We start from the raw sequence: 13543 nt of genomic DNA, 5'->3' as shown, positions 1-13543 counted from the left end.
TGATCAGAATTCGTGATCAGCGTTGTCCGGGTTCAGGTCGCTGATGCCCAGCTTGCCAGCGGCAGCTTCGATCGAACCGGTCTGCTTGACCAGCGAAGCGATGGCGTCACGAACGATCTGGTTGCCAGCGGTGTTGCCGGCAGCGATCAACTGGTCGTAGTGCTCACCCTTGTTGGCGTGATCGACAATGACCTGCATCTTGGCTTCGGTCGCAGCCAGGTCGGCTTTCAGCGCGGTGTCGGCCACCGGGTCCGCCTTGGCCACCAGAGAGGACAGGCTGGCGCCGGTCATTTTGGTGCCGTCGACACGGGTGTATTCGCCCAGGTACACGTTACGAATGCCTTTGGCATCGTAGAACTGCGAGTTGTGGGTGTTGTCGCTGAAGCAGTCGTGTTCGTCTTCAGGGGAGTTGGCTTCCAGGGAAACCTTCATGCGCTCGCCCGCCAGTTCGCCCAGGGACAGGCTGCCCATGCCGAACAGCATTTTGCGCAGGCCGGAATCCACAGGTTCCGCTTCCAGGGTGGCGCGGTAGTTGTCGGCCACGTTCGGCTTCCAGTTACCGACCATTTCTTCCAGGTCGCTGACCAGCAGTTGGGTCACGGACTTCAGGTAAGCGCGACGACGATCGTTGTGACCTCCGGTGGCGCCTTTGCCTTCCAGGTAGTCGGAGGCTGGACGGTTGCCGGCGCCAGGGCCGGTGCCGTTCAGGTCCTGGCCCCAGAGCAGGAATTCGATGGCGTGGTAGCCGGTCGCGACGTTGGCCTCGGAACCACCCAGCTCGTTCAGGCTGGCGAGTTTTTCCGGGGTGATGTCTTTGACGTCGATCTTGTCTTCGCCGACCTGAACTTGAGTGTTGGCGATGATGTTGGCGGTCGCGCCCGGGTTACCCAGTGCGTGCTCGTAGGATTTGTCGACGTAGTCGATCAGGCCTTCGTCCAGTGGCCAGGCGTTCACCTGACCTTCCCAGTCGTCGATGATGGTGTTGCCGAAGCGGAACACTTCGCTCTGCAGGTAAGGAACGCGAGCAGCGATCCAGGCAGCCTTGGCGGCTTTCAGGGTGTCGGCGTTCGGCTTCGCGAGGAAGGCGTCGACGGCGGTTTGCAGGGTTTTCGCGGTGGATTCGGCATCGCTGTAAACGGCGAAGACGATGTCGGCGTAATGCGCGACAACGGCTTTGGCAGCGGCTTCGTCGACTTTGCCGGCAGCAGCTGGCGCAGGCGCAGCGGCCGGGGCCGTGGTAGTGGCGGCTGGCGTAGGCGCTGGGGCGGCAGCTTTGTCTTTGCCTTCGCCACAACCGGCGAGGGAAATAGCGATGGCCAACAGACTGGCGGTAGCCAGAGGCATACGAATCATGGCGAACATCCTGCTTCGAGAGGGGGTGGAATGGCGCAGCTAGCGCGCAAAACTGCGACATAATGCAAATCTTTCGCATTATGTGTAAAGAGTTGTTCTTGGAAATATTTCTTATTCAGACAGTGATTGTGTCGCAGATCAAAAGATCGCCGCCTCGTTTCACTCGACAGCTCCTACAGGCGCACGAGGTCCAATGTAGGAGCTGTCGAGTGAAACGAGGCGGCGATCTCTTTTGATTTTTACAAAATAGCCGCGTTGCTGCGCTGGGCCTGCTTGAGATAGGCGCCCAGTTCTCGCGCCGGCAGTGGCTTGCTGTAAAAGTAGCCCTGACCTTCGTGGCAGCCTTCGGAAATGATGTAGGCCTCTTGCTCGATGGTTTCCACCCCCTCTGCAATGACCTGCATGCCAAGGCTCTTGCCCAACTGGATGATGGCCCGAACGATGGTTGCATCGTCGTCGTCATCGAGCAGGTCTTGTACGAAGCTCTTGTCGATCTTGATCTTGTCCAGCGGCAGACTTTTCAGGTAACTCAGCGATGAGTAACCGGTGCCGAAGTCGTCGATGGCGATCAACGCACCGGAGCGACGCAGGCTCAGCAGATGCTGGGCGGCGGTGCTGATGTCTTCCATCAGGCCGGTTTCGGTGACTTCCAGCTCCAGGCTGCGCGGTGGCAGGCGGTACATTTGCAGCAGGTTATTGACCACCCGCGGCAGCTCGGCGTGGTGCAACTGCACCGTGGACAGGTTCACCGCCATGCGCAGGTCGGTGAAGCCCTGGTCATGCCAGTCGCGCAATTGTTTACAGGCCTGATCCAGCACCCATTCGCCAATGGCAATGATGGTGCCGTTCTGCTCGGCCAGCGGGATGAACAGGTCCGGCGGCACCAGCCCGTGTTCGGGATGTTGCCAGCGAATCAATGCTTCGACGCCCACCACCCGATGATCGCGGTAGCTGATCTGCGGCTGGTAGACGAGGTAGAACTGGTCGCGGATCAACGCGTCGCGCAGGTCCTTTTCCAGTTCGCGACGGCGACGCATCTCGGTGTCGACACTGGCGATATAGAACTGGTAGCGGTTGCGCGAGCGAGTCTTGGCCAGGGTCATGGTCTGCTCGGCTTTTTGCAGCAGCTTCTCGGTGCTGTCGCCATCCTCGGGGAACAGGGTGATGCCGATGGTGGCGCGCAGGCGAATCTCTTGATGATCGAGGGCGAATGCCGCTTCCAGGTCATCGAGAATGCTTTGCGCCAGTTCGGCGGCTTCGTAGGGTTGTTCGATATCGGCCTGAACCAGGGCGAACTGATCGCCGCCCAGTCGGGCGAGGGCGCCAAGGCGACCGCTGTGGCCCCGCAGGCGATCAGCCAGCGCCAGCAGCAGTTGGTCACCGGTCTGATAGCTGAATTGTTCGTTGATGCCCTTGAAGTCATCGAGGCCGACACACAACACCGCGACCCGGCGTTGCAGTTTGCCGGCGTCGACGAGGATCTTGTCCAGTTGCTGTTGCAATTGCTGGCGGTTCGGCAGGCCGGTGAGGAAGTCGTACTGGGCCATGCGCAGCAGGCTGTTTTCCGCTTCGTGGCGCAGGTGGGTGTTGCGCTCGATGGACTCGAGCAACTGGTTGGCGGTGTTGATCCAGATGCCCAGTTCGTTTTTCTCGTGGCCCCTGAGCTGTGGAATCTTGTGCTCGCTGGGGCGGTCCGGGTTGATTTCGGTCAGGTGCTCGATGATCCGCGACAGCGGTTTGGTCAGCAGCCAGTGGTAGACCAGATACAGCACCAGCCCCATGGCGAGGGCGCGCAATACCCCGGAAATGAAGATGATCACCGAGCTGACGATGAACCCTTGTCCGTAGGTGGCGGTGTCGAGGGTGATGCTCAGGTCGCCGTAGTACTCGCTGTACGGGCCGCGACCTACCAGTTGAGTGGTGAAGGTGCGTTCCTTGCCGAGGATCAGGTCGGTCAGCCAGCGGCTGTTGGATTGCTGCAACTCGCGGGATTTTTGCGCCAGCATGGCTTCATTGGGGTGGCCGATGGAGGCCTGGCGGACGGCGTCGTCCTGAAACAGGCCTTCGATCACTTGCATACCCATCTCCCGGTCCAGGCTGTAGACGGCCTGGGTCGAGGGGTCGCGGAACATGTCGAGGATGCGCTGGGCATCGCCTGCCACGGCCTGGCGTGTTTTATAGGCATCGAAAACGATCTGCGCGCAGCTCAAGACCACGCCGACGATCAATGCCGACAGGAGCACGACCCGGAGCAACTTCACCGACAAGCTGTTCTTGAGTTCCAGCTTCAAAGAGTCATTCCTTGTTCCGTGCAGGTAGCATCAAGTTGCCATGAGTATTGGCAATCCGGTGATGGCAGTCAAAGGGACAATCAAACACAGGGGAATTTGCCTGTGGGTTGGCCGAAATGCTGTTGCCTGGAGTATTTGCCCTATTAGTACTGTGTCGGTAGTCGAGTCCTTCAACTTGAGGGGGATTTGGACTTATTTTCCATTTGGTTGATGGTAGACGGGTATGGCGTTGGGGCAAGGGGGGGAAGACTGGTTTCATTATCGGAAATCGACCTTCTCTGGATTCAACTTGTTTCCCTGTAGGAGCCGGCTTGCCGGCGATGGCGGCGTCATGGCGGACCATTTTTTTGGGGTGTACATATCCATTCCTGCGGTAACGGCCGCTTATGGTTTCGCCCTTACGGCGAGTCCCTTTTGTCAAACGCCACAAAAGGAACCAAAAAGTCTTGCCCCAGCGTCCGGCCCCTCGCTTAGGCTCGGCGTTCCCTCGCTCCGGTCCTGCTCCGTGGGCCCGCCGCCATCGGCCATCCATGGCCGGGGGCGGCTAACCCGGCATCCATGCCGGGTTGCCCACTGCGCAGAACCTTCACTCGGCCTCCCGAAGGGGCGCTCAGATCAAAAGCTGAAGGCGAGCTAACGCTCGGCCTGATGAGTGGTGAGAAGCAGGTGTATGCCAGCCTGCTTTTGTAGGAGCCGGCTTGCCGGCGATGACGGCCTGACAGCCAACCTGTTTTCACGGATGTACCCACCCCCTGTAGGAGCCGGCTTGCTGGCGATGGCGTCCTGACAACCAACCTGCTTCCACGACTGTCCCCACCCCCTGTAGGAGCCGGCTTGCTGGCGATGGCGTCCTGACAACCAACCTGCTTCCACGACTGTCCCCGAACCTTGTAGGAGCCGGCTTGCCGGCGATGGCGGCCTGACAACCAACCTGTTTTCACGGCTGTCCCCGAACCTTGTAGGAGCTGGCTTGCTGCGGGCGGCGTTCCGGCGATGGCGGCCTGACAACCGACCCGTTCTACGGGAACACCTGGCTTTGTACGTTTCCAAACCCATAAAAAAACCCGGCAAAAGCCGGGTTTTTTGACTGGCGTCGAGCTTAAGCGGTGAAGGTTTTGCCTTCGAACTGCTCAGCCACGAATTTCCAGTTGACCAGGTTCCAGAACGCTTCGACGTATTTCGGACGAACGTTGCGGTAGTCGATGTAGTAAGCGTGTTCCCAGACGTCGCAGGTCAGCAGCGGGGTGTCGCCGTTGGTCAGCGGGTTGCCGGCGCCGATGGTGCTGGCCAGGGCCAGGGAACCGTCAGCCTTTTTCACCAGCCAGCCCCAACCGGAACCGAAGGTGCCGATGGAAGTCTTGCTGAATTCTTCCTTGAACTTGTCGAACGAACCGAAGGAAGCATTGATGGCTTCAGCCAGTGCGCCGGTTGGTTGACCGCCGGCGTTTGGCGCCAGGCAGTTCCAGTAGAAAGTGTGGTTCCAGACTTGAGCGGCGTTGTTGAAGATACCGCCCGAGGAAGACTTGACGATCTCTTCCAGGGTCTTGCCTTCGAACTCGGTGCCTGGCACCAGGTTGTTCAGGTTCACGACGTAGGTGTTGTGGTGCTTGTCGTGGTGGTATTCCAAGGTTTCCTTGGAAATGTGCGGCTGCAGGGCATCGTGTGCGTAAGGCAGCGGCGGCAATTCGAAAGCCATGATGATTCTCCTAATCAGGTCAGTTGCGGTGAGCGCAAGGCCGATCACGGGCGGCCAGACAAGCGCCGGGGAGTTTGTACTCTTTGCGGCGCATCGAACCGGATCATAGCACCGGGGGTGCGGCATAACCACGCAACAACTGTGTGGAATAGAGGTTCCAGAGCCATTTGGAATATCAGGACGCGATGATCAGTTGGCCGGCTACAGCGAACATCATGACGGCCACCAACAAATCAAGGATCCGCCATGTGCTTGGCCGAGCCAGCCATGGCGCCAACCATGCGGCGCCCAGCGCCAACGTGAAAAACCAAAGCAGCGAAGCGCTGGCCGCGCCGACAACATAAGCCCCGGGCTCGGTTTGTTGCGCACCGAGAGAGCCAATCAGTAAAACGGTATCCAGATAAACATGCGGGTTGAGCAAGGTCACCGCCAGGGCGCTGAGCATCACCGCGCGCAGTGAGCGGACCGTCTGGTTTTCACCCTGTTGCAGGCTTTGCTTCGAGCAGGCCCGGCGCAGCGCAAGGCTGCCGTACCACAGCAGAAACGCCGCGCCGCCCCAGCGAGCGATAGCCAGCAATGTCGGGTTTTGCGCCAGCACGGTCGCCAGACCGAATACACCGGCCGCTACCAGCAACGCGTCGCAGGTCACGCAGAGCGCTGCCACCGGCAGGTGGTGTTCACGTCGCAGGCTCTGGGCCAGCACAAACGCGTTCTGAGTGCCGATCGCCATGATCAGCCCCGCGGCCACCAACAGGCCGTTCACATAGCTTTGCCACATAAGTTTTACTCCGCGTTGGCTGCCAGATCCCGCAACACTTGCAGGGCGCGTTCGGCATCGGCCTGGCCGACGAATAAATGGTCGTGGAAGTAACCGGCGATCACGTTGCAACTGATCCCGGCCTGGCCCAGCGCGGTGGCGAACGCGGCGGTCAGGCCGACGGCTTCCAGGGCCGAATGCACGTTGAGGGTGATCCAGGCTGCGACGTAGTCGAAGCTGAAACCGGCCCGTTCTGCGTGGGAACGTTCCAGAATCACCGTCAGACCTTCCTGCTCGCGAAAGCTGCCGACAATCTCAAGGTTCGATGGCAATTGACCGTCCCGCAGGGTGCAGAACACGTATTCGCCAGCGTTGAGTTGCGGGCTCATGCTGCGTAGCAGTGTTGCCAGTGAAGTTTCGCCAGCCATGTCGGTAATCCTTGTTCAAGAGTTCTTGCCGCGCATTCTCTGCTGCTAACCTGTATAAGAAAAATCAATCATGCTGATCGCTCATTAGGAAAACTGATGTTCGACTATAAATTGCTTTCTGCGTTGGCCGCCGTGATCGAGCAGGCCGGTTTTGAACGTGCCGCAAAGGTGCTTGGCTTGTCGCAATCGGCGATCTCCCAGCGCATCAAACTGCTGGAAGCGCGGGTCGGCCAACCGGTGCTGGTGCGGATGGCGCGACCGGCGCCGACGGAAATCGGCCGGCGTTTGCTCAACCATGTGCAGCAGGTGCGCTTGCTGGAGCGGGACTTGCAAACGCTGGTGCCGGCGCTGGATGAAGAAGGCCTGCCGGAACGTCTGCGCATCGCACTGAACGCTGACAGCCTTGCCACCTGGTGGGCCGAGGCGGTCGGTGACTTTTGTGCCGAGCAACATTTGCTGCTCGACCTGGTGGTCGAAGACCAGACCGTCGGCCTCAAACGCATGCGTGCAGGCGAAGTGGCGGCGTGTGTCTGTGCCAGCGAACGTCCGGTGGCGGGTGCGCGCAGCGTCCTGTTGGGTGCCATGCGTTATCGCGCGCTGGCCAGCCCGGCGTTCATCGCCCGGCATTTTCCGCATGGCGTGCGCGCCGATCAGTTGTCGAAAACGCCGGCGCTGGTCTTTGGCCCGGACGATTTCCTACAGCATCGCTACCTCGCGTCCCTCGGCGTAGACGGCGGTTTCGAACACCATTTATGCCCGTCATCCGAAGGCTTCATTCGCCTGACGGAAGCCGGTCTCGGCTGGGGACTGGTGCCGGAATTGCAGGTGCGCGAGCAACTTGAGCGCGGCGTTCTGGTGGAGCTTTTGCCAGATAAGCCCATCGATGTGCCGCTGTACTGGCATCATTGGCGCAATGGCGGTCAGTTGCTGGGGTTGCTGACCGATCAATTGGTGCGCTCGTCGAAGCAATGGCTGGTGCCGTTGACCTGACCGGCAGCGTCAAGACCTCACGCACTACGCAAAACGAAATATTCGGAGCACTACATGAAGATTCTGGTCACCGGCGCAAGCGGCTTCATCGGCGGGCGCTTTGCGCGTTTCGCCCTGGAGCAGGGCCTGGACGTGCGGGTCAACGGTCGCCGGGCCGAAAGCGTCGAACATCTGGTGCGCCGTGGCGCCGAGTTCATTGCGGGCGACTTGAGTGACCCGCAACTGGCGCGCGATCTGTGTTCCGATGTCGAAGCCGTGGTGCATTGCGCCGGTGCTGTCGGCGTGTGGGGACGTTATCAGGACTTTCATCAAGGCAACGTGCAGGTCACCGAAAACGTGGTCGAAGCCTGCCTGAAGCAACGTGTGCGGCGACTGGTGCATTTGTCCTCGCCGTCGATCTACTTCGACGGCCGCGATCACCTCGGATTGACCGAAGAACAGGTGCCCAAGCGCTTCAAGCATCCCTACGCCGCGACCAAATTCCTGGCCGAGCAAAAGGTCTTCGGCGCCCAGGAGTTCGGCCTCGAAACCCTGGCCCTGCGCCCGCGTTTCGTGACCGGTGCCGGCGACATGAGCATCTTCCCGCGACTGCTGAACATGCAACGCAAAGGTCGCCTGGCAATCATCGGAAACGGTTTGAACAAGGTCGATTTCACCAGCGTGCAAAACCTCAATGAAGCGTTGCTCAGCAGCTTGCTGGCCAGCGGTTCGGCCTTGGGCAAGGCCTACAACATCAGCAACGGCACGCCGATTCCGTTGTGGGACGTGGTCAATTACGTCATGCGCAAAATGGACGTCCCACAGGTGACCCGCTACCGTTCCTACGGCTTGGCCTATGCCGTGGCGGCGCTTAACGAGGGCGCGTGCAAGCTGTGGCCGGGTCGTCCAGAGCCGACCCTGTCGCGCCTGGGCATGCAAGTGATGAACAAAAATTTCACCCTGGACATCAGCCGCGCGCGGCATTATCTGGACTACGACCCGAAGGTCAGTCTCTGGACTGCGCTCGATGAATTCTGCGGCTGGTGGAAGGCTCAGGACATTCACTGACAAATCCCGTTACTGAACGCAGAGTGGGGTTCAGGGTCAATCGATGCGGCTGACGGGTTTATACTTCGCCCCATCAAGCCATCACCGCGTTCCACAAAGGTTGACTCAATGTCCATGCGTAACGATGCCAACGACGACTTCGACGATGTACCGAGCCTGCGTGCCGACAGCCTCGACGATGATGATTTTGTACCCACCGCCCGCACCGCCGTGCATTCGCGCACGCCGCCGGTGGTCAAGGTCAGGGCGGCCAGCACCGGTCCGTTGTGGGCGCTGGTCGGTGCCTTGTTCTTTGCGTTCGCCGGTCTTGCGTGGTGGAGCTTTCAGCAGATCTCGCTGATGGAACAGCAACTGGTGGCGACCCAGGAAAGTTTCGCGCGTATCAGTGAGGATGCAGCGGGGCGCTTGCAGGACATTTCCGGCAAGGTGGTCGCCAGTCAGACCAACGTCACCAGCGACAGCGAAGCGCTGAAACTGCAAATCAGGCAGCTGGAAAGCAAACTCCAGGACCAGAGCAAACAGCAGCAGGGCGTTGCCGGCCAGACGTCGGACCTGGACAAGCGTCTGGCGCAAATGACTGCGCAAACCGCCGATCTGGACAAGCGCCTGGCGCAAGCCACCGCCCAGAACACCGAGCACCAGACCGCCAACACGCAATTGCAGGCCCAGGTCAAAGCCCTGAGCAGCGAACTGGCCGCCCTGAAAAGCGCCCCGGCGGACACTGAAAAATTCGAAGCCCAGCTAAAAAGCCTCGGCGCCGACATCACCGCGCTGAAAAAACAAGGCAACCCGAGCGCCGCCATCGAACGCCTGGAACAAGACCTGATCGTGCTCAAAAGCGAGCAGGACAACCGCCCGGCCGCCGCGTCAGGCCCATCCAGTACCGCCGAGTTCGACGCCTTCCGTAGCCAGGTCACCCGCAACATCAACACCCTTCAGGCGCAGATTCAGAATTTGCAGCAGCAGTTACGGGCCAGGCCTTGAGGCTGAAGGCGCGGTAATGCACTGCAATACCATTTTGCAGACTGCGGTTCGCTGAATATCCATACATGCCCCATTGCCGTCTACGCTCTTCAAACACCGAAGAGAACGAGGGATGCGCAATGGGGTTTTTGCACAGGTTGGCCCTGCTGGGCGGGATGCTGTTGCTGTGCCTGGGGCAGGCGCAAGCCGCCGGCACCGAGAAGGACGACAGCCAGGCCGCCATCGCCTTGCTGGAAAAAGCCCTGGCCTATTACCACGACAATGGCGACAAGGCGTTCGCGGCCTTCAGTCGTCAGGGCGAGTTTGTCGACAAGGACCGCTACGTGTTCGTGCTCGATACCAAAGGCGTGATGCTCGCCAGCGGTGGGCCTTCTTCGGCGTTGATCGGGCGTGATGTATCGGATGTGCTCGGGCCGGATTTGCAGAAAGCCTTCAAGGACGCATTGAAAGTGCCGGAGGGCAATGGCATTCAGCAAGCGGAGTATCGCTGGCAGAACTGGTCCGACGGCAAGGTCGAACGCAAGCATGTGTTCTACCAACGGGTCGGCCAACGGATTCTGGCGGTGGGTTACTACTTGCCAAGGGCGTCGGCGGAGCAGGCGATGGCGTTGCTGAACAAAGCGGCGACCGATCTGGCCAAGGACGAGAAGGGCACGCTCACGTCGATCAACTCGCTCAAGGGCGGTTATTTGCAGGATGACTTGTATGTGTTCGTCGTCGACTTGAATACGCAGCGTTATGTCGCCCATGGCACCAATCTGCGCTTGATCAACACCGATTTCGGCAAGATCAAGGACCCTGAAGGCAAGCCGGTCGGCGAGCCGATCCTGGCGTTGATGGCCGGGCAGGATTATGGCGAATACGCGTATCGGTGGAAAAATCCGGTGACCGGCAAGGTCGAGGACAAGCATGCGTACCTGAAGAAGGTCGGGCATTTTCTGGTGGCTGTGGGGTATTACAGCCCTTGAATCTCTATCACATGGGATGACGTCTTCGCGGGCAAGCCTCGCTCCTACAGATTTGCATGGCTCTTGTAGGAGCGAGGCTTGCCCGCGAAGGCCGCGACTCGATTCAACTACCGAGCCTTGTCTTCCCGCCCACGCAACACCCGGTTCGGCATGGCTATCGCCGCGGCCAACCCAAGCAACGACACCGCCGCACTGACCATCAACAAATGCCGGAAGGTCAGCAGCAGTTCGGCGCGCAAGGCGTTCTGCGCATCCCCCGGCGCGGCGTTCAGGCCATCCAGCAAAACGTTCCCGGAGCTGCCCTCGGCAATCAGCGTCGAACCGGCCAGATGGGCGAAACTCGAGTCTTGCAGCAATGCCAGCAACAACGCCGACATCAATGCCACGCCCACCGCGCCGCCCAGGGAGCGGAACAGGTTGGTGGTGCTGGTCGCCACGCCGATGTCCCGTTGTTCCACCGAATTCTGCGTCCCGACCAATGACGTCGGGAACTGCATGCCGGAGGCGATCCCGCTGAGCACCATGAACAGACTGCTGAGCACCACCGCCTGTGGCGGACTGAACGCCATCCCGAGAATCGAGATCGGCATGAGGAGGGCGCCCGCGAGAATCATCGGTTTATAGCGCCCGGTCACCGAGGTTCGGCGCCCGGCGAAATACGCGCCGATCGGCAAACCCATGGCCAGTGGCAACAGGTGCAGCGCGGCACTGTCGGCCCCGGCGCCGGTCACGCTCTGGAAGCGCAACGGCATCAGCACAATCAACGAAATCGCCTGGAAACTGGTGAAGAAAATCGTGCACCAGCACAGGATCGCATTGCGGTTGGCGAACAGGTGCATCGGCAGCAACGGCTCCCGTGCACGGCGCTCATGCCCGACGAACAACGCCAGGACCACCACCGCACAACCCAGCAAACCCAGCACCTCGGCGCTGCGCCACGAATGCCCCTGGCCGACCTGAGTAATGCCGAGCAACAAGGCGGTCAAACCGATGATCATCAACACGGTGCCGAGGTAATCGATGATCGGTTTGCGCTGCGGCACCGGGAGCCCGACCAAGGTGTGACGGGCGACCAGCCAGGCGCCAAGGCCCAGCGGCAGGTTGATCAGGAACACCCAGCGCCAGGACAGGTACTCGGTCATGTAACCGCCGAGTACCGGCCCGGCGACGCTGGCCACCGCGTACATGCTGCTGAAATAGCCTTGATAACGACCGCGTTCGCGAGGCGGCACGATGTCGCCGATGATCGCCTGGCTGACCGAAATCATCCCGCCGGCGCCAATGCCCTGAAGAATCCGCGCCAGCACCAGTTGCTCCATGCTCTGGGCCATGCCGCAGAAGAACGAAGCAATCGTGAACAGCCCCATGCCGAACAGCATCAACTTGCGCCGACCGTACAGGTCGCCGAGTTTGCCGTAGATCGGCACGGCCACGGTCATCGCCACCATATAGCCGGAAATCACCCAGGCCAGCAGGCTGACATCCTTGAACTGCGCGGAGATGGCGGGCATCGATACAGCGACGATCGTCTGATCCAGCGCCCCGAGAAAGATGGCCAGCATCAGGGCGATCAGCACGCTCCGGATGGCCGGTTTGGGCGTTTCAGGCTGGTTGAGATTGGTCACGGGAAAACCTGCGGGCAGTGAGGGTCCCGCAGGAGGCAAGGGCGAGCGGGGATGCTCGCCAGTGTAAGTCGGTAGCAGGCTATTCGATAGCCTCATACGGAAGTCCGACGTAATTTTCTGCAATGGTTTTCCGACCCGCTTCGGAGCTGACGAAGTAGTCCAGCTCCGACGCGCTGATGCGCTGGCTGAACCCGTCGTGATCGTCAAAGCGGTGCAACATCGAGGTCATCCACCAGGAAAATCGTTCGGCTTTCCAGACCCTGCGCAGGCAGACCTCGGAGTATTTCTCCAGCAAATCGACACGGCCTTCGCGGTAAACCTTCAGCAGGATATTGAACAACGTACTGACGTCGCTGGCCGCCAGGTTCAGGCCTTTGGCGCCGGTCGGCGGGACGATGTGCGCGGCGTCGCCGACCAGAAACATCCGCCCGTATTGCATCGGTTCGACCACGAAACTGCGCAACGGCGCGATGCTTTTTTCGATGGACGGCCCGGTCACCAAAGACTCGGCCAGCGCAGCAGGCAGCCGGGATTTGAGCTCATCCCAGAAGCGTTGATCGGACCAATTCTCGACAGCCTCGTCGGCAGGCACCTGAAGGTAATACCGGGTGCGAGTCGCCGAGCGCATGCTGCACAGGGCAAAACCGCGCTCGTGACGGGCGTAGACCAACTCATCGTGAACCGGTGGCGTGTCGGCAAGAATCCCCAGCCAGCCGAACGGATAAACCCGTTCGAACACCTTCAGGTTCTCGGCGGGAATCGATTGCCGCGCTACACCATGGAAGCCGTCGCAACCGGCGATGTAGTCGCAATCGAGCCGATATGTTTCGCCGTCCTTTTCGAACGTCACGAACGTTTCATCGGTTTTCATACCGTGAGGCACGACGTTGCCGGCTTCATAGATCGTCTGCGCGCCGGCCTCCCGACGAGCGGCCATCAGGTCGCGAGTGACCTCGGTTTGCCCGTAGATCATCACGGTTTTGCCCCCGGTCAGGGCGTGCAGATCGATGTGCACCTGGCGCCCGTCGAGGGCCAGTTCGAAGCCGCCGTGAACCAGTCCTTCGGCGTCCATGCGCTGGCCGACGCCGGCCTGACGCAGCAGCTCTACCATGCCTTGTTCGAGGACACCGGCACGGATTCGCCCGAGCACATAGTCCGGGGTCTGGCGTTCGAGAATGAGGGTGTCGATACCGGCGTTGTGCAGCAATTGGCCGAGCAGCAAACCGGAGGGGCCGGCGCCAATGATGGCGACTTGGGTTTTCAGTGTTTTCATTGTTTTTATGACTCGCAAGCTCCACACGACCTGCGTCGGTGAATTATTTTTATGGATCGAGTGCTTGCATTTTTCACTTGCGGGTCTGTCAATTGAAGGTGAAAACTGAGCCGATAGCTGTACTTTCTGCC

11 protein-coding genes are annotated in these 13543 nt (G+C 60.2%); 4 read left to right on the top strand and 7 right to left on the bottom strand.

Annotated features, from left to right (window positions below; genetic code table 11):
• Positions 1–3: 3 nt before the first annotated feature.
• The 5 genes from KGB27_RS14555 to KGB27_RS14535 form a co-directional block, all read right to left on the bottom strand.
• On the bottom strand, positions 4–1353 hold the full coding sequence (locus KGB27_RS14555; RefSeq protein ID WP_223555067.1) for an imelysin family protein: 1350 nt from the start codon (positions 1351–1353) through the stop codon (positions 4–6).
• A 239-nt stretch (positions 1354–1592) separates the two neighbouring features.
• A complete protein-coding gene (locus KGB27_RS14550; protein ID WP_008036514.1) occupies positions 1593–3644 on the bottom strand; it encodes a putative bifunctional diguanylate cyclase/phosphodiesterase in 2052 nt (683 codons plus the stop codon).
• A 1099-nt stretch (positions 3645–4743) separates the two neighbouring features.
• Positions 4744–5340 carry a superoxide dismutase gene (locus KGB27_RS14545; RefSeq protein WP_008034365.1) on the bottom strand — a complete coding sequence of 199 codons (597 nt, stop codon included), beginning with the start codon at positions 5338–5340 and terminating at the stop codon, positions 4744–4746.
• Between the two features lie 175 nt (positions 5341–5515).
• The gene (locus KGB27_RS14540) at positions 5516–6118 is read right to left on the bottom strand and encodes a LysE/ArgO family amino acid transporter (RefSeq protein WP_192228597.1); all 603 of its coding nucleotides are present in this window, start codon (positions 6116–6118) and stop codon (positions 5516–5518) included.
• Between the two features lie 5 nt (positions 6119–6123).
• Complete coding sequence (locus tag KGB27_RS14535; protein ID WP_008034352.1) at positions 6124–6525, bottom strand: ACT domain-containing protein; 402 nt, start codon at positions 6523–6525, stop codon at positions 6124–6126.
• Positions 6526–6621: 96 nt separating this feature from the next.
• On the opposite strand from KGB27_RS14535, the gene KGB27_RS14530 reads away from it, so the two are divergent.
• The 4 genes from KGB27_RS14530 to KGB27_RS14515 all read left to right on the top strand — a co-directional run bounded on the left by KGB27_RS14530 (position 6622) and on the right by KGB27_RS14515 (position 10514).
• Positions 6622–7515 (top strand): LysR family transcriptional regulator ArgP, encoded by an 894-nt coding sequence (locus tag KGB27_RS14530; RefSeq protein ID WP_008034351.1) that lies wholly within the window; start codon positions 6622–6624, stop codon positions 7513–7515.
• Positions 7516–7569: 54 nt separating this feature from the next.
• Positions 7570–8562: an NAD-dependent epimerase/dehydratase family protein gene (locus tag KGB27_RS14525; RefSeq protein WP_008034350.1), complete on the top strand. Its 993-nt coding sequence runs from the start codon at positions 7570–7572 to the stop codon at positions 8560–8562.
• A 108-nt stretch (positions 8563–8670) separates the two neighbouring features.
• A complete protein-coding gene (locus KGB27_RS14520; RefSeq protein WP_008042021.1) occupies positions 8671–9546 on the top strand; it encodes an ATPase in 876 nt (291 codons plus the stop codon).
• A gap of 119 nt (positions 9547–9665) precedes the next feature.
• Complete coding sequence (locus tag KGB27_RS14515) at positions 9666–10514, top strand: cache domain-containing protein (protein WP_008042015.1); 849 nt, start codon at positions 9666–9668, stop codon at positions 10512–10514.
• Positions 10515–10621: 107 nt separating this feature from the next.
• Here KGB27_RS14515 and KGB27_RS14510 read toward each other — a convergent pair whose 3' ends face one another.
• Both KGB27_RS14510 and pobA read right to left on the bottom strand, forming a co-directional pair.
• Positions 10622–12139, bottom strand: coding sequence for an MDR family MFS transporter (locus tag KGB27_RS14510; RefSeq protein WP_008042013.1), 1518 nt, complete (start codon positions 12137–12139; stop codon positions 10622–10624).
• Between the two features lie 79 nt (positions 12140–12218).
• Positions 12219–13403 (bottom strand): 4-hydroxybenzoate 3-monooxygenase, encoded by a 1185-nt coding sequence (gene pobA / locus KGB27_RS14505; protein ID WP_223555099.1) that lies wholly within the window; start codon positions 13401–13403, stop codon positions 12219–12221.
• Positions 13404–13543 lie beyond the last annotated feature (140 nt).

The sequence above is a fragment of the Pseudomonas sp. BF-R-01 genome (assembly GCF_019946615.1).
GTDB classification, from domain to species: domain Bacteria; phylum Pseudomonadota; class Gammaproteobacteria; order Pseudomonadales; family Pseudomonadaceae; genus Aquipseudomonas; species Aquipseudomonas migulae.
This window is presented reverse-complemented; position numbering and strand designations above follow the sequence as displayed.

Excerpts from the sequence above, each read along its gene's own strand:
- KGB27_RS14555 (WP_223555067.1), bottom strand. The coding sequence starts at position 1,353 with ATGATTCGTATGCCTCTGGCTACCGCCAGTCTGTTGGCCATCGCTATT.
- KGB27_RS14535 (WP_008034352.1), bottom strand. The coding sequence starts at position 6,525 with ATGGCTGGCGAAACTTCACTGGCAACACTGCTACGCAGCATGAGCCCG.
- KGB27_RS14515 (WP_008042015.1), top strand. The coding sequence starts at position 9,666 with ATGGGGTTTTTGCACAGGTTGGCCCTGCTGGGCGGGATGCTGTTGCTG.
- KGB27_RS14530 (WP_008034351.1), top strand. The coding sequence starts at position 6,622 with ATGTTCGACTATAAATTGCTTTCTGCGTTGGCCGCCGTGATCGAGCAG.
- KGB27_RS14540 (WP_192228597.1), bottom strand. The coding sequence starts at position 6,118 with ATGTGGCAAAGCTATGTGAACGGCCTGTTGGTGGCCGCGGGGCTGATC.
- KGB27_RS14520 (WP_008042021.1), top strand. The coding sequence starts at position 8,671 with ATGTCCATGCGTAACGATGCCAACGACGACTTCGACGATGTACCGAGC.
- KGB27_RS14545 (WP_008034365.1), bottom strand. The coding sequence starts at position 5,340 with ATGGCTTTCGAATTGCCGCCGCTGCCTTACGCACACGATGCCCTGCAG.
- KGB27_RS14525 (WP_008034350.1), top strand. The coding sequence starts at position 7,570 with ATGAAGATTCTGGTCACCGGCGCAAGCGGCTTCATCGGCGGGCGCTTT.